Source organism: Amycolatopsis sp. NPDC004079 (genome assembly GCF_040610415.1).
Taxonomy (GTDB): domain Bacteria; phylum Actinomycetota; class Actinomycetes; order Mycobacteriales; family Pseudonocardiaceae; genus Amycolatopsis; species Amycolatopsis halotolerans.
In genome coordinates, this window is sequence record NZ_JBEXMH010000091.1 from 1 (window position 1) to 20889 (window position 20889).

General features: G+C 70.1%; 16 protein-coding genes. 10 read left to right on the forward strand and 6 right to left on the reverse strand.

The annotated features are described in order from the left end of the window. Nucleotides 1-34: 34 nt before the first annotated feature. From ABZX37_RS44810 to ABZX37_RS44820, 3 genes are read right to left on the reverse strand one after another with little or no spacing between them, the layout of a single operon-like run. Nucleotides 35-1159, reverse strand: a complete 1125-nt coding sequence (locus ABZX37_RS44810) for a HAMP domain-containing sensor histidine kinase (RefSeq protein ID WP_354750427.1) — start codon at nucleotides 1157-1159, stop codon at nucleotides 35-37. Beyond that, nucleotides 1156-1827: a response regulator transcription factor gene (locus ABZX37_RS44815; protein ID WP_344267515.1), complete on the reverse strand. Its 672-nt coding sequence runs from the start codon at nucleotides 1825-1827 to the stop codon at nucleotides 1156-1158. The genes ABZX37_RS44810 and ABZX37_RS44815 overlap by 4 nt, the downstream gene beginning before the upstream one ends. Nucleotides 1828-1886: 59 nt before the next feature. After that, nucleotides 1887-3371 (reverse strand): PucR family transcriptional regulator, encoded by a 1485-nt coding sequence (locus tag ABZX37_RS44820; RefSeq protein ID WP_354750429.1) that lies wholly within the window; start codon nucleotides 3369-3371, stop codon nucleotides 1887-1889. A gap of 107 nt (nucleotides 3372-3478) precedes the next feature. Between ABZX37_RS44820 and ABZX37_RS44825 the strand changes: the two genes are divergently transcribed. The 5 genes from ABZX37_RS44825 to ABZX37_RS44845 are packed head-to-tail and all read left to right on the forward strand — an operon-like array spanning nucleotide 3479 to nucleotide 10380. Next, a complete protein-coding gene (locus tag ABZX37_RS44825; protein WP_354750431.1) occupies nucleotides 3479-4939 on the forward strand; it encodes a sodium:solute symporter in 1461 nt (486 codons plus the stop codon). Next, on the forward strand, nucleotides 4936-5889 hold the full coding sequence (speB, locus tag ABZX37_RS44830; protein WP_067579433.1) for an agmatinase: 954 nt from the start codon (nucleotides 4936-4938) through the stop codon (nucleotides 5887-5889). The genes ABZX37_RS44825 and speB overlap by 4 nt, the downstream gene beginning before the upstream one ends. After that, the gene (locus ABZX37_RS44835; RefSeq protein ID WP_354750433.1) at nucleotides 5886-7529 is read left to right on the forward strand and encodes a thiamine pyrophosphate-binding protein; all 1644 of its coding nucleotides are present in this window, start codon (nucleotides 5886-5888) and stop codon (nucleotides 7527-7529) included. The genes speB and ABZX37_RS44835 overlap by 4 nt, the downstream gene beginning before the upstream one ends. Further along, nucleotides 7526-8932, forward strand: coding sequence for an aminobutyraldehyde dehydrogenase (locus ABZX37_RS44840; protein ID WP_354750435.1), 1407 nt, complete (start codon nucleotides 7526-7528; stop codon nucleotides 8930-8932). The genes ABZX37_RS44835 and ABZX37_RS44840 overlap by 4 nt, the downstream gene beginning before the upstream one ends. Beyond that, the gene (locus ABZX37_RS44845) at nucleotides 8932-10380 is read left to right on the forward strand and encodes a cytosine permease (protein ID WP_354750437.1); all 1449 of its coding nucleotides are present in this window, start codon (nucleotides 8932-8934) and stop codon (nucleotides 10378-10380) included. The genes ABZX37_RS44840 and ABZX37_RS44845 overlap by 1 nt, the downstream gene beginning before the upstream one ends. Here ABZX37_RS44845 and ABZX37_RS44850 read toward each other — a convergent pair. Both ABZX37_RS44850 and ABZX37_RS44855 read right to left on the reverse strand, forming a co-directional pair. Continuing rightward, the gene (locus ABZX37_RS44850) at nucleotides 10346-11209 is read right to left on the reverse strand and encodes a LysR family transcriptional regulator (RefSeq protein ID WP_354750439.1); all 864 of its coding nucleotides are present in this window, start codon (nucleotides 11207-11209) and stop codon (nucleotides 10346-10348) included. The genes ABZX37_RS44845 and ABZX37_RS44850 overlap by 35 nt on opposite strands. A 55-nt stretch (nucleotides 11210-11264) precedes the next feature. Then, nucleotides 11265-11891, reverse strand: a complete 627-nt coding sequence (locus ABZX37_RS44855) for a cupin domain-containing protein (protein WP_354750441.1) — start codon at nucleotides 11889-11891, stop codon at nucleotides 11265-11267. Between the two features lie 185 nt (nucleotides 11892-12076). Here ABZX37_RS44855 and ABZX37_RS44860 point away from each other — a divergent pair, with 185 nt between their 5' ends. Continuing rightward, nucleotides 12077-12703, forward strand: a complete 627-nt coding sequence (locus ABZX37_RS44860) for a hypothetical protein (RefSeq protein WP_354750442.1) — start codon at nucleotides 12077-12079, stop codon at nucleotides 12701-12703. A 325-nt stretch (nucleotides 12704-13028) separates the two neighbouring features. Here the strand turns inward: ABZX37_RS44860 and dxs are convergent, their stop codons facing one another. Next, a complete protein-coding gene (gene dxs, locus ABZX37_RS44865) occupies nucleotides 13029-14945 on the reverse strand; it encodes a 1-deoxy-D-xylulose-5-phosphate synthase (protein WP_354750444.1) in 1917 nt (638 codons plus the stop codon). Between the two features lie 209 nt (nucleotides 14946-15154). Between dxs and ABZX37_RS44870 the strand changes: the two genes are divergently transcribed. From ABZX37_RS44870 to ABZX37_RS44885, 4 genes are all read left to right on the forward strand, one after another. Beyond that, a complete protein-coding gene (locus ABZX37_RS44870) occupies nucleotides 15155-16624 on the forward strand; it encodes an aldehyde dehydrogenase family protein (RefSeq protein ID WP_354750446.1) in 1470 nt (489 codons plus the stop codon). A gap of 31 nt (nucleotides 16625-16655) precedes the next feature. Further along, the gene (locus ABZX37_RS44875; protein WP_354750448.1) at nucleotides 16656-18182 is read left to right on the forward strand and encodes an amino acid permease; all 1527 of its coding nucleotides are present in this window, start codon (nucleotides 16656-16658) and stop codon (nucleotides 18180-18182) included. Next, the gene (locus tag ABZX37_RS44880; RefSeq protein WP_354750450.1) at nucleotides 18179-19732 is read left to right on the forward strand and encodes a GMC family oxidoreductase N-terminal domain-containing protein; all 1554 of its coding nucleotides are present in this window, start codon (nucleotides 18179-18181) and stop codon (nucleotides 19730-19732) included. Before ABZX37_RS44875 ends, ABZX37_RS44880 begins: the two co-directional genes overlap by 4 nt. 737 nt (nucleotides 19733-20469) lie before the next feature. After that, the gene (locus ABZX37_RS44885) at nucleotides 20470-20889 is read left to right on the forward strand and encodes a hypothetical protein (protein WP_354750452.1); all 420 of its coding nucleotides are present in this window, start codon (nucleotides 20470-20472) and stop codon (nucleotides 20887-20889) included.

Below are 20889 nucleotides of genomic sequence, written 5' to 3' on the forward strand. Positions count from 1 at the left end.
GCCGGTTCTAACCGGCTTAGCCACGCACGAGTCGCTACACCGTGGGCAGCCGCACCGTCACCGCCAGTCCGCCTCCCACCACCGGCTCCGCGGCCACCGTCCCGCCGTGTGCCTGCACCGCCGCGCGCACGATCGACAGCCCCAGACCCGCCCCCGAACGCGCCGTCCGGGCCACCCCGGCGCGGCGGAACGGCTGGAACAGCTCCGGCACCGCCGCCGGGTCCAGCAGGCCGCCCGACGAGCGCACCCGCAGGACCGACCACTGCGCGCCCGGTTCCGTCGTCACCTCGATCCAGCCGCCGTCGACGTTGTGCCGCACCGCGTTCTCGACCAGGTTTCCCGCGATCCGTTCCAGCAGAGCCGAATCCCCGATCGCCGGGGACGGCTGCATCACGAAATCCGCGCGCAGGCCCCGTTGTTCGGCTTCGCCGCGCACCGCCGACCAGGCGCGCTCCACAAGCACCGTCAGGTCCACCAGCTCCCGCGTCACGAGACCGGCTCCGTCGGTGCGCGCCAGCAGCAGCAACGAATTCACCAGCTGTCCCGCCCGGTTCGTCGCGTCCAGGACCACCCCGGCCATCCGGCGGAACTCGGCCTCGTCGGCGTGTTCGTCGGACAGCGTGACGTCCAGTTCCGTGCGGATCACCGACAGCGGGGTGCGCAGTTCATGGCTCGCGTTGGCGACGAAATGGCGCTGCGAGTCGAACGCGTCCTGCAAGCGGTCGAGCATGGCGTCGAAAGTCCGCGCCAACTCGGCGAGCTCGTCGCGCGAGCGGATCTCGCCGATGCGCTCCCCCATCGACTCGATCGACAGCCGTTGCGCGGTCCCGGTGATCTCGCGCAGCGGACGCAGCACTCGGGAGGTGAACGTCCAGGCCAGGATCGCCGCCGCGGCCACCACGAAGCAGAACGCCAGCGAGCCGAAGATCAGCACCCGGGTGACGGCGTGCGTGCGCAGATGCTGCGCGAGCGTGGACGCGTCGACGTCGATGCCGTCGACCCGGACGATGGTGCCCGGCGGCATGTGCGGCACGGCGTCGACCGCGTCGCCGACGAGCGTCCACGCCAGCCACAGCAGCAACAGTCCCGCCGCGGCGACCAGGACGGTCGCCAGGACGGTGACGCGCACCCGCAGGCTGCGGGCGCCGGGAAGCTTCACTCGGAACCGGCGACCGACACCCGGTAGCCCGAGCCGACCACGGTCTCGATGATGCCCGGTTCGCCGAGCTTCTTGCGCAAGGTCATCACGGTGACCCGGACGGTCGTGGTGAACGGGTCGGCGTTCTCGTCCCAGACCCGCTCCAGCAGTTCCTCGCTGCTGACCACGGATCCGGCCGCGGACAGCAGCACCTCGAGCACGCCGAACTCCTTGCGGGTCAGCTCGACCGGCCCGCTCGCGCGCCGGACAGTGCGCTTGGCCGGGTCCAGCTCGACGTCGCCCGCGGTGAGCAACGGCGGCGCGGCCGGCGTCGCGCGGCGGCCCAGCGCCCGTACGCGCGCGACCAGCTCCGGGAAGGCGAACGGCTTGGCGAGATAGTCGTCCGCGCCCAGCGACAGCCCGTCCACCCGGTCGGACACCGAACTGCTCGCGGTCAGCATCAGCACCCGCGTCAGCTCGCCGGACGTCACGATCTCGCGGCACAGGTCGTCGCCGGACATCCCGGGCAGGTCGCGGTCGAGCAACACCACGTCATACCGCGTGACGGACGACTTCTCGTGCCCGTCGTCGCCCGTGAGCGCGATGTCGACGGCCATGCCCTCCCGCCGCAGCCCGCGGGCGATCGCGTCGGCCAACGGCTCTTCGTCTTCGACTACCAGAACTCGCACCAGACCACAATCCCATAGTTTCCTGAGAGCACCTGAGAGACCTGAATGGACACTCGCGTTCACCCCCACCGCAACGCGAACCACAGTCGCATCCGCGTTTCCGGATCGGCCAGTTCCACCCCCAGCGCCCGTTCCACCTGCCCGATCCGGTGCCGCACGCTGTTGCGGTGCACGCCGAGTTCGGTGGCGGTTCGGTCCCAGCTGCCGTGGTGCGCCAGCCAGGTCCGCAGGGTCGGCACCAGCTCGCGGCCGTGCGCGCGGTCCAGTTCGCGCAGCGGAGTCAGCAGACGCTCGGCGAACGCACCGGCAGCGGCGGGTGGGATCAGGCTGTCGAAGCCGAGCGGGTCGGCGCTGGCGGCCAGCGGGCGGGCCAGTGCGCGGGCGCGGGCCAGCAGGAGTTCGGTTTCCGCGACGGCAGCCGGTAGTTCCGCGGCGGGATGCGGCGGGCTCGCTACCGCCAGCCAGCCGTGTTCGAGGAGGCCGTCCAGGTCGCCGAGCTCACTCGCGATGGCGTAGAACCGCGGCCCGGACACGACCTGGACCAGCGGGGTGTCGAGGCGGGCGCGCAGCCAGTCCGGGCGGCGGGCCAGCGCGTCCGGGCCCCGTCGGTGGGCGACTCCGGCGACGAGCCGAGCCTGGTCGCTTCCGACGACTCCGGCCAGCGCGTCCGAGCCGGGGCCGCCGAGCAGCAACGCGGTGGCCGCGGCTCCGAGTTCCGCGCTGTCCGATCCGGCGCGGCCGACGAGTCCCAGCAGCGCCGCGCCGACGGCCAGGATCGCCCGGTCTCCGCTGTCGAACCGCTGTGCCCGGCCGACCACGACCAGGTGCGCGGCGGTCGCCTGCGGGTACACCGGTTGCGCGACGACGTGCGTGCCGTCCGGCAATTCGGTGGAGGCGATGCGGATTCCGGAGCGGGAGCGCAGGGTCGCGAGCAGTTCCGTTACCGCCGACGGCAAGGGCTGCGGTGCGTCGTAGCCCGCGGCAAGTACGTCTCCGGCACCGACCATCGCAACCCACCCGCGCAACCGGCCAGCGAGCGCGGCGACCAACTCCCCCAGGCCGCCGCCCGCGGCTCGCGTCAAGGCTTCGCGGCCTTCTGCCAGCCGTCGTTCTTCGTGCCGTCCAGCTTCGGCGAGCGCGACTGCGACGGCGCGGTTGATGGCCAGAAACGGCGTCGCGGGCGGAACGACCAGCAGTGGCAGGCCGTGCTCCGCACAGGCGTCGCGCAGCGCAGGCGGCAGAGTCTCCGAGACTGTCGGGGTGAGGCCGAAACCGAGCGCGGTGACGCCCGCGTCGCGCAGGCCCTGGACGTAACGGTCCGCGTCCTCCGGCAGGTTCACGCCCGCGGTCAGCACGAGTTCGGCGCCCACCAGGTACGGCGCGGGGTCGGCCAGTTCGCTCACGTGCGCCCACCGCACCGGCCGGTCCAGCGCGCCCGGGCGCAGCGTTTCGGGCACGACGTCGAGCGCCAGCTCCGGGTTGCCCGCGACGGTGCGTAGTGGAACTGTCACCTCTGCGGGCAACAGCACGTCGTGGTGGGTCATTTCGGCCAATCTTCCGCGAAGTCCTGGATACATCGTCCCATGCCGCCGCGGGGTCGCCCGACCCTACGGTGTCCCGCAAGAACCCCACCCCGTTTCAAGGAGGACCCGTGGGCGGCGACTATGCGGTGATCGCGCTGTACATCGCGGGCATGATCGGGGTCGGCTGGATCGGCCTCCGGCTGGCCAAGACCAAATCCGACTACCTGGTCGCCGGACGGCGGCTCGGCTGGTTCATGTACTCCGGCACGATGTCGGCCGTCGTGCTCGGCGGCGCGTCGACCGTCGGCGGCGTGAAGCTCGGCTACACCTACGGCATCTCCGGCGCGTGGCTGGTGATCACGATCGGCGTCGGGATCCTGGTGCTGCACGCGGTTTTCGCGCGGCGGCTGGTGAAACTGCGCGTCTACACCGTCGGCGAGATGCTCGACCTGCGCTACGGCGGCCGCGCGAGCGCGGTGTCCGGCGTGGTGATGTGGGGCTACACGCTGATGCTCACGGTCACCTCGACGCTGGCGTTCGCGTCGATCTTCAAGGTGCTGTTCTCGATCCCGAGCTGGGCCGGGATCGCGATCGGCGGGTCGATCGTGGTGCTGTACTCGGTGCTGGGCGGCATGTGGTCGATCACGCTGACCGACATCGCGCAGTTCGTGATCAAGACGATCGGCATCCTGTTCGTGCTGCTGCCGATCGCACTCGCCTCGGCGGGCGGCTTCAGCGGGATGGCCGAGAAGCTGGACGCGTCGTACTTCGAGTTCACCTCGATCGGCGGCGAGACGATCCTGACCTACTTCCTGATCTACACCTTCGGGCTGCTGATCGGGCAGGACATCTGGCAGCGCGTATTCACCGCGCGCACCCCGCGCATCGCGACGGGCGGCGGTGTCATCTCCGGCGTCTACTGCCTCGTCTACGGCATCGCGGGCGCGCTGATCGGTACGGCGGCGAAGGTGCTGTACCCAGACCTCGGCAGCGCGCAGGACGCCTTCGCCACCATCGCCGAACGGCTGCTGCCCACCGGCGTACGCGGTCTCGTGCTCGCTGCGGCGCTCTCGGCGCTGATGTCGACTTCTAGCGGCGCGCTGATCGCGTGCGCCACTACGACGACTTCGGACCTGTTCCGCAAGATCGGCCTTAAGAGCGGCGAGGTCTTGCGTAACCGAGTGACGACACTTGTGCTGGGCATCGTGGCCATCGGTATCGCAATGCTCGTGGACGACGTCGTCAACGCGCTCACCATCGCGTACGACATCCTCGTCGGCGGCCTGCTCGTCACGATCATCGGCGCGCTGTTCTGGAAGCGCGGTACTCGCGAAGGCGCGTACGCGTCGATGGTGGCCGGGACGGTGTCCGTCATCGCCTTCATGATCATCGATGGGGTCGCGGCCAACAGTCCGATCTATTGGGGTCTCGGCGTCAGCCTTGTCGTGTACATCGGCGTCAGCCTCGCGACACCGCGTACGCCGGACAGCATTCTTTCCGTGTGGACAGAACGTCTTCATGGTTCCGAAGACCACACTGCCGCTGAAGATCTCAGCGCATCCGAAACCCGACAGGAGTTGACCCAGTGAGTGAACAGCGTCCGGTCGGCCCGCTCGACTCGTCGCAGATCCCGCGCTTCGCCGGCTTCGCGACCTTCGCGCGGCTGCCGCGGATCGACGAAGTGCCGAGCGCTGACGTAGCCGTGGTCGGCGTGCCGTTCGACTCTGGCGTGTCCTACCGCCCCGGCGCGCGGTTCGGTCCTTCGGCGCTCCGCGAGGCGAGCCGGTTGCTGCGGCCGTACCACCCGGGCCTGGACGTTTCGCCGTTCGCCGAGAAGCAGGTCGTCGACGCTGGCGACATCGCGGTCAACCCGTTCCACATCGGCGAAGCGATCGAGAAGCTGCAGCAGGAAGCCGAAGCGCTTACTGCGGGCGAGACGAAGCTGGTGACTGTCGGCGGCGACCACACCATCGCGCTCCCGCTGCTGCGCGCGGCGGCGAAGAAGCACGGTCCCGTTGCGCTGCTTCACTTCGACGCCCACCTCGACACCTGGGACACCTACTTCGGCGAGCCGTACACGCACGGCACGCCGTTCCGCCGCGCGGTCGAAGAAGGCATCCTCGACACCAGCGCCGTGTCGCACGTGGGCACGCGCGGCCCGCTGTACGGCAAGCGTGACCTCGAAGAGGACCGTCGCCTCGGCTTCGGCATCGTCACCTCCGGCGACGTACTGCGCCGCGGCATCGACGAGACCGTGGACGCGCTTCGCCAGCGCATCGGCGACCGTCCGCTGTACGTGTCCGTGGACATCGACGTGCTCGACCCCGCGCACGCGCCCGGCACCGGCACCCCCGAAGCGGGCGGCATGACCAGCCGCGAACTGCTGGAGATCCTGCGCGGCCTGCGCGGGCTCAACCTGGTCGGCGCGGACGTCGTGGAGCTGGCCCCGGCCTACGACCACGCCGAAATCACCGCGGTCGCCGCTTCGCATGTCGCCTACGACCTGGTCAGCCTCCTGGCGCTGGGACGCGACGCATGACCCGGATCGGCGGCGACGTTGTCGCAGAGACGCTTCGGGCGCTCGGTGCGGACACCGTGTTCGGCCTGCCCGGACAGCACGCGCTCGGCCTGTTCGAAGCGCTGCGCCGGGCGGACGACCTGCGCGTGGTCAGCTCGCGGGTGGAGAACAATCTCGCCTTCGCCGCGGACGGCCACGCGCGCGCCCGGCTCGCCGCCGATCCGCACGGCCCGGTGCCGGTCACGCCGATGATCGTGTCGACCGGTCCCGGCGCGCTGCTCACGCTGGCGTCGCTGCAGGAATCGCGCGCGGCTTCGGTGCCGGTGCTCGGGATCTCCAGCCAGATCCCAGTCGCCGGACTCGGCGGCGGACGGCACGGCTATCTGCACGAATTGCCGGACCAGCAGGCCAGCTTCCGCGATGTCGTGAAGTCGGTGCACGTGGTCCGGTCGATCAGCCAGATCCCGACCGCGCTGCGCGAGGCGTGGGAATCCGCCGCGACCGCGCCGTACGGGCCGGTGTGGGTGGAAATCCCGCAGGACGTGCTGCTCGCCCCGGCGAACCTGCCGGAACTGACCAGCGTGACCGCGGCTCCGGCACCGCTCGAACCGTTGCCGGAGCTGGTGGCCGAGGCCGCGAAACTCCTTGACGCAGCGAAGAATCCGGTGATCCTCGCCGGTGGCGGCGCGCTGCGTTCGGGGGCGCACGACGAGCTGCGCCAGCTCGCCGAAACCCTGCGCGCACCGGTGGTGTCGACGTTCGGCGGCAAGGGCGTGTTCGCCTGGGACCACGAGCTGTCCGCGCAATCGTGGATGGAAGACTGGCACACCACGGAATTCCTCTCCGCCGCCGATGTCCTGCTGGTGCTCGGCTCCGGGCTGGGCGAGCTGTCCAGCAACTACCGCGAGTTCGCGCCGCGCGGACAGATCGTGCAGGTGGAAGCGGATCTGGGGAAACTGGAGTCGAACTATCCCGCGCTCGGGCTGCACGCCGACGTCCGGCACACCCTCCGCGCACTGCTGGACCAGCTCACCCCGCGCACTCCGGACGGCCGCGCCGAAGCGGCGACGAAGGATCTGCTCGGGCGCGTCCAGTCCAGGTTGGACAGTCAGCCGCTCGATGCGGAGCGGAAGCTGCTCGACGACATCCGCGCCGCGCTCCCCGATGGCACGCAAACCTTCTGGGACATGACAATCGCGGCCTACTGGGCGTGGTCGGTGTGGAATCCCGACGGCGCGCCGATCCACACCGCGCAGGGTGCCGGTGGCCTCGGCTACGGCTTGCCCGGCGCGCTCGGTGCCGCTGCGGCAGGTGTGCGGTCGCTGGCGGTGTCCGGTGACGGCGGCGCGATGTACGGCCTGGCCGAGCTGGCCACCGCGGTGCAGCACCAGCTCGACGTGACCTGGCTGATCGTCGACGACGGTGGCTACGGCATCCTGCGCGAATACCTCACCGGCGCGTTCGGCCAGACCACCGCGACCGAGCTGCCGCGACCGGATTTCGTCGCGCTGGCCGAGTCGTTCGGCATCCCCGCCCGAAAGACCACTGTGGACACTGTCCGCACCGACCTCGCCGACGCGCTGCGCACCCCCGGCCCGTCCGTCGTCGTGCTTCCCGCGCTGCTGAAGATGTTCGCCCCAACCCATTTGGAGCACTCGTGACCCACATCCGCAACTTCGTCGGCGGCGCTTTGGTCGATACCCCCGGCACCGAGGCGACCCTCGAGCTGACCGACCCGGCCACCGGCAAGGTCTTCGGCACCAGCGTCGTCTCCCGACGGAACGAAATCGATCTCGCGATGGAGTCGGCGGCGCGGGCGTTCCAGATCTGGCGGCGCAGCACGCCCGCGCAGCGCCAGGAAGCCCTGCTCAAGATCGCCGACGCGCTGGAAGCCCGCGCGGAGGAATTCGCCGACGCCGAGGTCCGCGAGACCGGCAAGGTCCGCGCGGTCATGCTGGACGAGGAGATCCCGGAGTGCGTGAGCACGCTGCGGTTCTTCGCCGGTGCGGCCCGGCAGCTCGAAGGCACCGGCGCGGGCGAGTACCTCGCCGGGCACACGTCGGTGATCCGCCGCGAGCCGATCGGCGTGTGCGCGCAGATCGCGCCGTGGAACTACCCGCTGATGATGGCCGTGTGGAAGATCGGCCCGGCGCTCGCCGCGGGCAACACCGTGGTGCTCAAGCCCGCGGAAACCACGCCGTCCACCGCCGTGCTGCTGGCCGAAACCGCGGCGGAATTCCTGCCGCCGGGCGTGTTCAACGTCCTGTGCGGTGACCGCGAAACCGGCCGCGCGCTGGTCCGGCACCCGCACACCGACCTGGTGTCCATCACCGGCTCGACGCGCGCCGGCATCGACGTGGCCACCGTCGCCGCGGCCGATCTCAAGCGCACCCACCTGGAGCTGGGCGGCAACGCTCCCCTGCTGATCTTCCCGGACACCGACGTCGCCGACACCGCCGAGCGGATCGCCGACGCCGCGTTCTACAACGCCGGGCAGGACTGCACCGCGGGCAGCCGGGTGCTGGTGCACCAGAGCGTCCACGACGAATTCGTTGCCGCGCTGACCAAAACCGCGGCCGCCCGCCGTCCGGACGTCGACTACGGCCCGCTCAACAGCCGTGCCCAGCTCGACCGCGTGCTCGGCCTGCTGGAGCGGCTGCCGTCGCACGCCCGCGTCGAAACCGGCGGCACCGCGACCGGACCGGGCTTCCAGCTCGCGCCGACCGTCGTGTCCGGCCTCCGCCAGGACGACGAGCTGGTCCAGGAAGAAGTTTTCGCGCCGGTGATCACCGTGCAGTCGTTCGCCGACGAGACCGAAGCGCTGGAGCTGGCCAACGGTGTCCCGTACGGCCTGGCTTCCTCGGTGTGGACGAACGACGTCGCCCGCGTCGCCCGGGTGTCGCGCGACCTCGATTTCGGCTGCGTGTGGGTGAACACGCACGGCCCGCTGACCGCCGAGATGCCGCACGGCGGGTTCGGCCACTCCGGGCACGGCAAGGACCTCTCGGCGTATTCGTTCGCCGAGTACACCCGCGTCAAGCACGTGATGACGAGGTTCGAGTAATGAGCGACAAGGTCACCGAGGTCGAACAGCACGGCATCGCGCCGATCCCGCCCGCCGAGCAGACGTCCCGGCCGCGCGACCTGTTCCGGCTCGCGTTCGGCGGGGCCAACACGTTCGCCACGATCATCCTCGGCACGCTGCCGATCGCGTACGGGCTGAGCTTCTGGGCGGCGCTCGCGGCGACCGTCGTGGGTGTGGTGCTCGGCGCGCTCGTGCTGTCCCCGATGGCTCTGTTCGGCCCCATCACCCGCACCAACAACGCGGTTTCGTCCGGCGCGCACTTCGGCGTGGTCGGCCGGTGTGTCGGCTCGTTCCTGTCGCTGCTCACCGCGATCACCTTCTTCGCGATCTCGGTGTGGGTGAGCGGCGACGCGGTAGCCGGTGCGGCGCAACGGCTTTTCGGCATCGACGGCGGCCCCGTCCTGCGCGCGGCCGCTTACGGCGTGATCGCGATCGCCGTCCTCGTCGTGTGCATTTACGGCTACCGCTTCATGCTGCTGGTCAACCGCGTCGCGGTGACCCTGGGCACGCTCATCATGCTCGTCGGGATCTTCGCCTACGGCGGCTCGTTCGACCCGTCGTTCACCGGCAGCGGCAACTTCGCGCTCGGCACCTTCTGGCCGACGTGGATCCTCGCCGTGCTGACCGTGATGGCGAACCCGATCTCGTTCGGCGCGTTCCTGGGCGACTGGTCGCGCTACATCCCCGCGACCCACTCGCGCCGCTCGCTGCTGGCCGCGCCGTTCCTCGCGCAACTGGCGACGCTGCTGCCGTTCGGCTTCGGCATCGCGACCGCGACGCTGGTCGCCGACCCGGCCGACTACGTCACCGGCCTGACCGCGATTTCCCCGCTCTGGTACGCGATCCCGCTGATCGTGGTCGCCCTGATCGGCGGATTGTCCACCGGCACCACCGCGTTGTACGGCACCGGCCTGGACTTCAGCTCGATCTTCCCGCGCCTGTCCCGCGTTCGGGCGACGCTGCTGATCGGGACGCTGAGCGTGCTGTTCATCTTCGTCGGCAATTTCGTGCTCGACATGGTGTCCAGCATCAACGCGTTCGCGACGCTGATCGTGCTGTGCACGTCGCCGTGGATGGTCATCATGATGATCGGCTACGTGCAACGCCGCGGCTACTACGACCCGGCCGACCTGCAGGTGTTCAACGAAGGCCGCACCGGCGGACGGTACTGGTTCCACCGAGGCGTCAACTGGCGCGCGATGGCCGCCTGGATCCCGGCCACCGCGCTGGGCCTGCTGTGCGCGAATACGCCGATGATCACCGGACCGCTGGCCGGGATCGCGGGCGGGGTGGACATCAGCCTGGTGGTGACGCTGTGCACGGCCGCGGTGGCGTATCCGGTGCTGGTGAAGGTGTTTCCGGAGCCTCGGGAGGTCTTCGGTCCTTCTTCGGCTACCCCAGCGGAAGCGGTGGCTGCCGAAGCGTGAGCGGCGGGCGGCTCCACTGGGCCGACAGGATCGCGTCCGCCAACGCCGCTGCCGAACCCCGCGCCGTTCCCCGGTGGCTCAGCACGAACGTCACCGATCCCGGATCGGGCAGCCCCGCGATCGGGACCAGCCCGTCCGGGACCACGGACGCCGCGAACAGGCCGACGCCGAGCCCCGCTTCGAGCGCGACCCGCAGGCCGTTGAGCCGTTCGCTGACACAGCCGATCCGCCACTGGACACCGTTGCGGCGCAACGCGTTCAGCGCGCGGGCCCGGGTGACGCTCGGCTCCGGGTAGAGGACCAGCGGCAACGGCTCGCCCGGGAGCAACTCCAGCCCGGGCGAGCCGACCCACACGAGCGGGTCCCGCCGCACGCCCTGCCCGGAGTCGCGCTTGGCGAGCACCAAGTCGAGGTCTCCGTCGGCGAGCCGGGAATGCAGCACCTCGCTCAACTCGACCGACAGTTCGAGGTCGATCCCCGGATGCGCGCCGCGGAACCGGCCGAGGACGTCCGCGGCGTGGCCGAGCAGGAAGTCCTCGCACACCCCGAACCGGACCCGTCCGCGCGGGCCCGGCCGGGAGAAGTAGCGCAGTGCCCGGTCCTGCTGGTCGAGAATGCCGCGAGCGAAGCCGGTCATCGTCTCGCCGTCGCCGGTGAGCCGCACGCTGTGCGTGTCGCGCTCGAACAACACGCTGCCGAGCGCCGTCTCGAGGCGGCGGACGTGCTGGCTCACCGTCGACTGCCCGAGATCCAGCCGGCGGGCGGCTTCGGAGAACCCGCCCGCCTCGGCCACAGCGAGAAAAGTGCGCAGCAGCACCGGATCGATCACTACTCCGGAGTACCACTCTCGGTGCGCGACCGTGTACCAGGTGTGGGCACTGCCACTACCGGCGGCGGGTGATCACCACCGGCTTGAGATCCTTCGGGATCGCGGCGAACGCGGACACCGGAACCCCGAACGAGGCCGCGAGAATCTCGCGCGGCAGCGAGTTGAGCGTCCCGACGATGCCGATGTCGTCGTTCGGCTCCCCGGTGCTGGTGTTGAACATGACGAGCACGTCCAGGCCTTCGGTGGAGCTGGAATTCGCGAAATAGTGGAAGAATCCCTGCGGGGCGAAGACGAGTTCCCCGGCTTTCGCGCTGAACACCTCATTGTGGTAACTGCCGTCCTCGTGCGTGCCGAGAATGCTCCAGTCCGCCTTGCCGGAAATGATGTAGTTCAACTCCCACGCGGACGGGTGCCAGTGCGGTTCGCGCACCCCGCCCGGGTCGAGGTGCACCAGGTACACCGAGCCCTGCTGACCGGCCAGCACCGGGAAGTTCTTCTCGTGGGCTCCGCGCAACGTCCCGCCGTCGTGGACAGCCGGCGCGGATTTGGCAAGCGGGAAAACATACGGCGGCTTCCCTGGAGCCGCGGCGCTCGCCTGCGCGGTTCCGGTCGCTCCAAGAGCGGCCGCCGCGGCGATTCCCGCACCCGCCCCGAGCGCACCCCGCCTGCTGATTTCCGACATTCTTTCCGCCTTTCCCAGAAACCGAGGAAGATCTGCTTCCTCTGATTCTTCCGAGAACACGAAAAACGGAAAGCGCTTGGCGCGGATCACTGCTATCGCGCACCGCGATGAGCGAACGCGGTACAAGCCCGGGTCGGCTGTGGGACGATCTCGTTCCCCGAAACCCCCTGTCCTGGAGGCGATTCGTGACGTTCGCAGTCGGCATCTTCGACCTGTTCAGCTTCGCCGTCCCCGGAGCGGTCCAGCTGTCGCTGCTGGTCTACGTGCTCGACCGGCTCGGCGTGCTGCACGTCGCCGCACTGACGTCCGCCCCGGGCGCGTTGCTGGTCGCCGGTGCCGTGGTGGCCAGCTACCTGCTCGGACACCTCTTCCACCCGCTGGCCGGGCGACTGGACCGGCTGCGCCCCCGGCAAGACGCGGAAGAGGCCCGGAAGGAGTTCATCGCCCGGGTCCCGCAGGCGCGCGACCGCGCTTACGTCCAGGTCGACCCGGCACTGCTCGTCGCCGCGGCCGAACTGCACGACAAGGACGCCGCCGGGGAGATCGTCCGGATGCGCGCGCAGTCGGTCATGCTGCGCAATATCGCGTTCGCTTTCACGCTGGCCGCGGTCGTCGCACTCGTGCAGACCGCGACCGGCCCGCATCGGGTCGTCGCGGGCGCGGCCGCCGCACTGTCAGTTCTCGGCGCCGCTGGGGCGCTGGGCAGCAGCCGAAAGGTCTGGCACATGTCCAGGCGGAAGACGCTGGAGGTCTGTTACTGGGTCCCGGACATCGACCAGACCTTCACCGCCGAGACCCCGACGGCGGGATAGCGCGGGCCCGGCGGCTCCCGGGCGGGCAGCCTCTGCGCACCCGGCTGGGAAATGGCGGGCCTCTGCGCCGGGGACCCGCCATTCACGTGCTCAGGCGTGCGGGTTCCTCCGCACAGCCCAGTCGGCTCCGCTCGCGCGCGACTTCCTCCGCTCGGCCGACGCCGCTCAGACGGGGGCATCCTTCGCCCGGCTCACTCCGCTCAAGCGCGCAGCTTCCTCCGGCCCACTCCGCTTAGGCTCGCGGCTTCTCCCTCACGCCGGAGCCCAACCGTCCCGAAGCCCGCTCCGCCCAACCGCGAAGCTTCCTCGCCCAGCTCGCCTCCGCTCAGGCGCGCGGCTTCTCCCCCGCGGTCTCCTCCACGTCGGAGCCCAGCCGTCCCGAGGCCCATTCCGTGATTCGCCTCGCGACGTCCTGGGCGGTCAGGCCGATTCGGTCGAGTACCTCGGCGCGGGTTCCGTGGTCGTGGAATGCCTGCGGCACCGCGAGATCGCGCAGCGGGACGTCGCATTCGGCATCCCGCAGCACGGCCGCCAGGCCTGAGCCGAAACCACCGTGACGGCCGCTGTCTTCAACTGTCACTACGAGTTTGTGCTGTTCCGCCAGCGCGACCAGTTCCGCTGGCACCGGGACCACCCAGCGCGGGTCGGCGACTGTCACGCCGATGCCTTGGTCTGCCAGGCGGTCGGCGGCCGAAAGGGCCAGCTGCGCGAACGGGCCCACCGCGACGAGCAGCACGTCTGTCGAACCTGAGGGGCGGCGCAGCAGGTCGACTGTGCCGATCCGTTCGACCGCGGGTACGTCCGGGCCGACGCTGCCCTTCGAGAATCGCAGGGCGGTCGGGCCGTCTTGCACCGCGACTGCTTCGCGCAGTTCCTCGCGGAGAGTTCCCGGGTCGCGCGGGGCGGCTACTCGCATGCCCGGCACCATGCCCAGCAGCGACAGGTCCCACATGCCGTGATGGCTCGGGCCGTCCGGTCCCGTGATGCCGGCGCGGTCCAGGACGAACGTCACCGGCTGGCGGTGCAGCGCGACGTCCATCAGGACCTGGTCGAACGCCCGGTTCAGGAAGGTCGAGTACAGCGCGACGACCGGGTGGCAGCCGCCCATCGCGAGGCCGGCCGCGGACGTCACCGCGTGCTGTTCGGCGATGCCGACGTCGAACCAGCGGTCCGGGAAGCGCTCGGAGAACTTCTCCAAGCCGGTCGAGCGCAGCATCGCGGCGGTGATCGCCACGACGTCCTCGCGCTCCTCGCCGATCTTCGCCAGCTCGTCGCCGAACACGCCGGTCCAGCTGGGGCCCTTCACCGGCGGCAGGCCGGTCTCCGGGTCGATCGGGTCGGTCTGGTGCATCTGGTCGGCCTGGTGGTTGACCGCGGGTGCGTAGCCGTGGCCCTTTTCGGTGACGACGTGCACGATCACCGAGCCGCCGAAGGCCCGTGCGCTCTGGAACGCCTTCTCCAGCGCGACCAGGTCGTGGCCGTCGACTGGGCCGAGGTACTTCAGGCCGAGGTCGGAGAACATCACCTGCGGGCTCAGCGCGTCCTTGATGCCCGCCTTGGCCGCGTGCAGCGCGGCGTAGATCGGCTTGCCCACCACCGGGGTGCTGCGCAGCAGCTCGCGCCCGCCGTCCAGCAGCCGCTCGTAGCCCGGCTGCAACCGCAGCGACGCGAGGTGATCGGCCATCCCGCCGATGGTCGGCGAGTACGACCGGCCGTTGTCGTTGACCACGATCACGACCGGGCGGTCCTTGCGCCCGGCGATGTTGTTGAGCGCCTCCCAGCACATGCCGCCGGTGAGCGCACCGTCGCCGACCACCGCGATCGCGTGCCTGCGCGGGCCGCCGGACAGCTCGAACGCCTTCGCCATTCCGTCCACATAGGACAGTGCGGTGGACGCGTGGCTGTTCTCCACCAGGTCGTGCTCGCTCTCGCCGCGGCACGGGTACCCGGTGGGGCCGCCCTGCTGGCGAAGCAGGTCGAAGTCGACGTGCCGCCCGGTGACGATCTTGTGCACGTACGCCTGGTGCCCGACGTCCCACACGATCGCGTCGCGCGGCGAGTCGAACACCCGGTGCAGCGCGAGCGTCAGCTCGACGACGCCCAGGTTGGGGCCAAGGTGCCCGCCGCTGCGGCGGACCTTGTCCACGAGGAAGTCCCTGATCTCGGCCGCCAGCTCGCCGAGGTCCTCGACGCTCATGCGCTTCAGATCCGCCGGTCCGTGCACCGAGTCCAGCATGGTCACCGCTCCACCTCGCCCGTTTCTTCCTCCGCCGGTTCCGGCCAGTCTACGGACGGCCGCCACCTTGGTCCGGCCGCCCGCGTCCCGGATCACAGCCACGGCGGGAACGCAACTCCACGAGCGGGGAAGATCACCAGCCCGGTCAGTCAAGTCGCGGTCACCCGGCGTGGCCGTGATAATCCCGGACGGACCCCCGAGCTCGAGAGGACCCCATGGCGGACTTGTACATCGGCGGCGAATGGGTGGACGCGCGTGCGGGCGGGCGACGCGAGATCCGGTGTCCCGCGGACGGCAGCCTGGTCGCCGAAGTCGCCGAAGCGACCGCGGAAGACACCGAAGCCGCCATCGCCGCGGCACGGCGCGCGTTCGACACCGGCCCGTGGCCTGGCACCCCGGCCGGCGAACGCGGCAACCTGCTGCTGCGCGCGGCCGACCTGCTCGACCGCGACGCGGAGGAGTTCGCCCGCGCCGAATCGCTCGACACCGGCAAACGCCTGGTCGAGAGCCGTTACGACATGAGCGACATCGCGGCTTGCCTGCGTTACTTCGGCAAGCTCGCGGGCAACGACGCTGGCCGCGTCGTGGACACCGGCAGCGCGGACTCGTTCAGCCGGATCGTGCACGAACCGGTCGGCGTGTGCGGGCTCATCACCCCGTGGAACTACCCGCTGCTGCAGACGGTGTGGAAGATCGCCCCGGCTCTGGCGGCGGGCAACACGTTCGTGCTCAAGCCGAGCGAACTGACGCCGCACACTTCGATCTTGTTCATGCGGCTGCTCGCCGAGGCCGGGCTGCCCGGCGGCGTCGCGAACCTGGTGCTGGGCGCCGGTCCGGCGGCCGGAGCCCCGCTGTCGGAGCACCCGGACGTCGACCTCGTGTCGTTCACCGGCGGGCTGGCCACCGGACGGGTGATCGCGGCGAACGCGGCGGCGACGGTGAAGAAGGTCGCGCTCGAACTCGGCGGCAAGAACCCGAACGTCGTGTTCGCCGACGCGGACTTCGAGACCGCCGTCGACTACGCGCTCACCGCGGTGTTCCTGCACTCCGGGCAGGTTTGCTCGGCCGGTGCGCGGCTGATCGTCCAGCGGGAATGGCACGACGAGTTCGTCGACGAACTGGTGCGCCGCGCGGAGCGGATCCGCCTCGGCGGGCCGTTCGACGAGAACGCCGAGACCGGGCCGCTCATCTCCGCCGCGCACCGCGAGAAGGTGGAGCGCTACGTCGCGACCGCCATCGAAGAGGGCGCGGTCTTGCGCACCGGCGGCAAGCGTCCGGACGACCCGGCGCTGCAGGACGGCTTCTACTACCTGCCGACCATCCTCGACAACGTGCGGCAGGGCAGCACCGCGGTCGTCGAGGAATCCTTCGGCCCGGTGCTGACCGTGGAGACGTTCACCGACGAGGACGACGCCGTCCGCATCGCCAACGACACCCACTACGGCCTGGCCGGCGGCGTGTTCACCCAGGACGCCGCCCGCGCCCAGCGCGTGGCGAACCGGCTCCGGCACGGCACGGTGTGGATCAACGACTACCACCCGTACCTGCCGCAGGCCGAATGGGGCGGCTACAAGCAGTCCGGCTTCGGCCGCGAGCTGGGCCCGACCGGGCTGGCCGAGTACACCGAGGTCAAGCACATCCACCAGAACCTGAAGCCCGGTCCCCAGCACTGGTTCTCCGGCTGATCCCCCTCCCCCACCGAAAGGAACTCTGCCCTTGAGCGACACCGGCGATCGCGAACTCGGCGAATTCGGCTACACCAACCAGCTCAAGAGAACGCTCGGCAGTTTCCACACCTTCGCTGCCGGCATCAGCTACATCTCGGTGCTGACCGGAGTGTTCCAGCTGTCCTACCTCGGCCTTTCCGAGGGTGGCCCGGCCTATTGGTGGTCCTGGCCCGCGGTGTTCATCGGACAGCTGATGGTGGCTCTCTGCTTCGCCGAACTGGCCGCGCAGTACCCGGTCGCCGGGTCGGTCTACAACTGGGCGAAGAAGCTCAGCAACCCGCACATCGCGTGGATGGCCGGCTGGATGATGCTGCTGGCCTCGATCGTCTCGATCTCCGCGACCGCGCTCGCCTACCAGCGGACGCTGCCGCAGATCACGTCGTTCTTCCAGTTCATCGGCGACGGCACGGGCACCAGCGACGCGGCCAACGGCGTGCTGCTGGCCACCGTGCTGATCGTGTTCACCACGCTGATCAACGCGTTCGGCGTGAAGCTGATGGCCCGGATCAACAGCGCGGGCGTGTTCGTGGAACTGCTGTTCGCGGTGCTGCTGGTGGTGTTCCTGGCGTTCCACTTCGTCCGCGGCCCGTCGGTGGTGACCGAGACGAACGGCACCGAGGCCGGGCATTCGTCCGGCTATCTAGGCGCGTTCCTGATCGCCGGCATCGCCTCCTCCTACGTGATGTACGGCTTCGACACGGCCGCCTCGCTCGGCGAGGAATCGCTGAACCCGCACCGCAACGCGCCGAAGGCGATCCTGCGCGCGCTGGTGGCCTCCTTCGTGCTGGGCGGGCTGATCATCCTGTTCGCGCTCATGGCCGTGGGCAACATCCACGCGCCGGAACTCGGCACGGTCGGCCTGCAGTACGTGCTCACCGACGCGCTCGGCCCGGCCATCGGCCGCGTGTTCCTGTTCGTGGTGTTCATCGCGATCACCGTGTGCGTGCTGGCGGTGCACACCGCGGCGATCCGGATCGCATTCGCGATGGCACGGGACAACGCGCTGCCCGGCGGCCGGAAACTGGCGCGGGTCAACAAAACGACCGGCACCCCGGTGCTGCCCGCGATCGTGATCGGCGTGCTCGCGGTCGCGCTGCTGGTGCTGAACATCAACTCCACGCAGATCTTCTCGGCCGTCACCAGCCTCGCGATCATCCTGATCTACCTGTCCTACCTCCTCGTGACCGTGCCCATGCTGATCCGCAGGCTGCGCGGACGCTGGCCGCGCGAGGGCGCCCCGGAAGGCCGGTTCTCCCTCGGCCGCTGGGGCCTTCCGGCGAACGTGCTCGCGGTGCTGTGGGGCGGCGCGATGACGGTCAACCTGGCCTGGCCCCGCAACGAGATCTACAACGCGACCCCGCCCTACCACTGGTATCTGCAGTGGATTTCGGTGCTGTTCGTCGGCGTCTTCGCGGCCGGCGGCTTCGCCTATTACTGGTTCGTGCAACGGCACAAGGTCGGGGTGCTGGCGGACCACGCCGCCGCCCTCGCGCCCGACGAGGAGGTTTCCCGGTGAGCGCAAGCGAGTTCGACTACGTGGTGGTCGGCGGCGGCACGGCAGGATCGGTGGTGGCCGCCCGGCTGTCCGAGGACCCGGACGTGACGGTCTGCCTCCTCGAAGCCGGACCGTCCGACACGGACGTGCCGGAGGTGCTGGAACTGACCCAGTGGATGGGCCTGCTGGAATCCGGCTACGACTGGGACTACCTGGTGGAGCCGCAGGAAGCGGGCAACTCCTACCTGCGCCAGGCCCGCGCCAAGGTGCTCGGCGGCTGCTCGTCGCACAACTCGTGCATCGCGTTCTGGGCCCCGGCCGAGGACCTCGACGAATGGGCCTCGATCGGCCTGCCCGGCTGGTCGGCCGCCGACGTTTTCCCGCTGTACAAGCGGCTCGAGACCAACGACGGCCCCGGCGAGCACCACGGCCGCTCCGGCCCGGTCACCATCCGGTCGGTCCCGCCGCACGACCCGGCGGGCGCGGCGCTGCTGTCCGCGTGCGACCAGGCCGGCATCCCGACGACGGAGTTCAACTCCGGCAAGACGGTCACCCACGGCGCGAACTGGTTCCAGATCAACGCCCGCGAGGACGGCACCCGGTCCTCGGCATCGGTGTCCTACCTGCACCCGATCATGGGCAAACGGCCGAACCTCGAGATCCGCACCGGCGCGCGGGCGAAGCGGCTGCTGTTCGACGGCCGCCGCTGCACCGGCGTCGAGGTGCTGGACCCGGACCTGATCCACCACAGCACGATCACCGCGCGCCGCGAGGTCGTGGTCAGCTCCGGCGCGATCGACACGCCGAAACTGCTGATGCTGTCCGGCATCGGGCCCGCCGAGCACCTGCGCGAGGTCGGCGTCGAGGTGCTCGTGGACTCGCCGGGCGTCGGATCGAACCTCGAGGACCACCCCGAGGGCCTGGTGATGTGGGACGCCCTGCAGCCGATGGTCACCGAATCCACGCAGTGGTGGGAAATCGGCATCTTCACCAGGACCGAGGGCGGCCTCGACCGGCCGGACCTGATGTTCCACTACGGTTCGGTCCCGTTCGACATGAACACCGTCCGGCACGGCTACCCGACGACGGAGAACGGCTTCTGCCTGACGCCGAACGTGACGCGCAGCCGATCGCGGGGCACCGTGCGGCTGCGCACCCGCGACTTCCGCGACAAGCCCCGGGTGGACCCGCGCTACTTCACCGACGAGTACGACATGCGCGTGATGACCTACGGCGTGAAGCTCGCCCGCGAGATCGCCGCGCAGCCCGCCCTCGACGAGTGGGCCGGCGTGGAACTCGCGCCGGGCCGGGACTGCAAGACCGACGACGAGATCGCCGACTACCTCCGCAAGACGCACAACACCGTGTACCACCCGGCGTGCACGGCCCGGATGGGCGCGGACGGCGACCCGGAGGCGGTCCTGGACGCCCGCCTGCGCGTCCGCGGCGTCGAGGGCCTGCGGGTGGCCGACGCTTCGGTGATGCCGTTCCTCGTCACGGTGAACCCGTGCATCACGACGATGGCGATCGGCGAGAAGTGCGCGGACATGCTCAAGGAAGACCGGAGCTGACCTTCGGGCGGGTGGTGGTGTCCCGGCGGGCACAGCCACCCGCCCGCCTCGGCTGACGGGACCGGTCAGCCCGCCGGTTCTCAGCCAGCTCGTCGCCAGAGCCTGTGCCGCGGCCAGCATTTCGCGCAGAATCATGTCCGCCCCTCGCTTCGTCCTCGCGCACCTTCTCGATGCACACAAGGTCAGTCGCCAGCGAGAGCGCGCAGGTTCTCGAGTAATCGAACCGTTACCAAAAGTCACCATCGCCGGCCGGGCACAGCCTTGTTCAGGGCGCGGATTCCGTTGCGGGACAAGGAATCGAACGGTCGGAAGAAGTCGAACGCAGCTGCAGGCCTTGCACCGAGGCACATCCGCCGGACGGCACCGGAGCCGCACAAAACCGCCAAGGCCTTCACCGAGGCGAGAACCCGGCCCAATCGCGCGAGATGCCCATCAGCCTGCTGGCCTCGCCGAGCGCGGCCGCCGGATCGCCGAGCACCTCGAACAGCCCGGCGGGCCGCAGGCTGGACACAAACGTCCTCGCGCGGAAACAACCGAGGCCCCGCCTAGAACCAAGCCAAGACCACCCGACCAGTGCCAGAGAACCGCGAAGGAAAGAACACAGCCACATCGCGCAGCAAGCAACAGAGGCCTACCCACGCTAAGCCGAGACCACCCAGCCAGCGCTGGAGGAACCGTGCGAGACCGCGAAGGCAAGAACCCAGGCCAGGCGACGCGCCGGACGTAGACTTCCTTGTGTGGCAGGCAATCGGGCGCTCGCGTGGGCCGGGGCGACCGCCGCGGTGGGCGGCGGCGTCGGGCTCGCTCTGCCGACCGCGCACTACCTGCCGTCGCACCTGCCGCCCGGCGCGGCGGAGCCCGACCTGGATCTGGGACTCCGTCTCGCGTGCGCCGGAGCGCTGGCGCTCGCGTTCGCCCTGGCGGTTCTGACCCTGCGCCGACATCAGGCCGAGCCCCTGGCCTTCACCACCCTGACGGGAATCGCGGTAGCCGGAATCCTCCTGCGCTACCTCGTGATCACGCTCCCCGGCGCGGACCGCCTCGCCCCGTCCGCCGCAGTACAGCCAGCGGCCGGGGCGTGGGTGCTGCTCGCCTCTGGCCTGGTCTTGGCCGCGACCGGACTCGCCGCAGCGGCTGCCGCTCAGCGAGCCCGATAA

What these genes read in the sequence shown, in the direction of transcription:
- ABZX37_RS44820 (WP_354750429.1), bottom strand. Translation starts at nt 3,371, where the DNA reads ATGACCCACCACGACGTGCTGTTGCCCGCAGAGGTGACAGTTCCACTA.
- ABZX37_RS44835 (WP_354750433.1), top strand. Translation starts at nt 5,886, where the DNA reads ATGACCCGGATCGGCGGCGACGTTGTCGCAGAGACGCTTCGGGCGCTC.
- ABZX37_RS44845 (WP_354750437.1), top strand. Translation starts at nt 8,932, where the DNA reads ATGAGCGACAAGGTCACCGAGGTCGAACAGCACGGCATCGCGCCGATC.
- ABZX37_RS44855 (WP_354750441.1), bottom strand. Translation starts at nt 11,891, where the DNA reads ATGTCGGAAATCAGCAGGCGGGGTGCGCTCGGGGCGGGTGCGGGAATC.
- ABZX37_RS44870 (WP_354750446.1), top strand. Translation starts at nt 15,155, where the DNA reads ATGGCGGACTTGTACATCGGCGGCGAATGGGTGGACGCGCGTGCGGGC.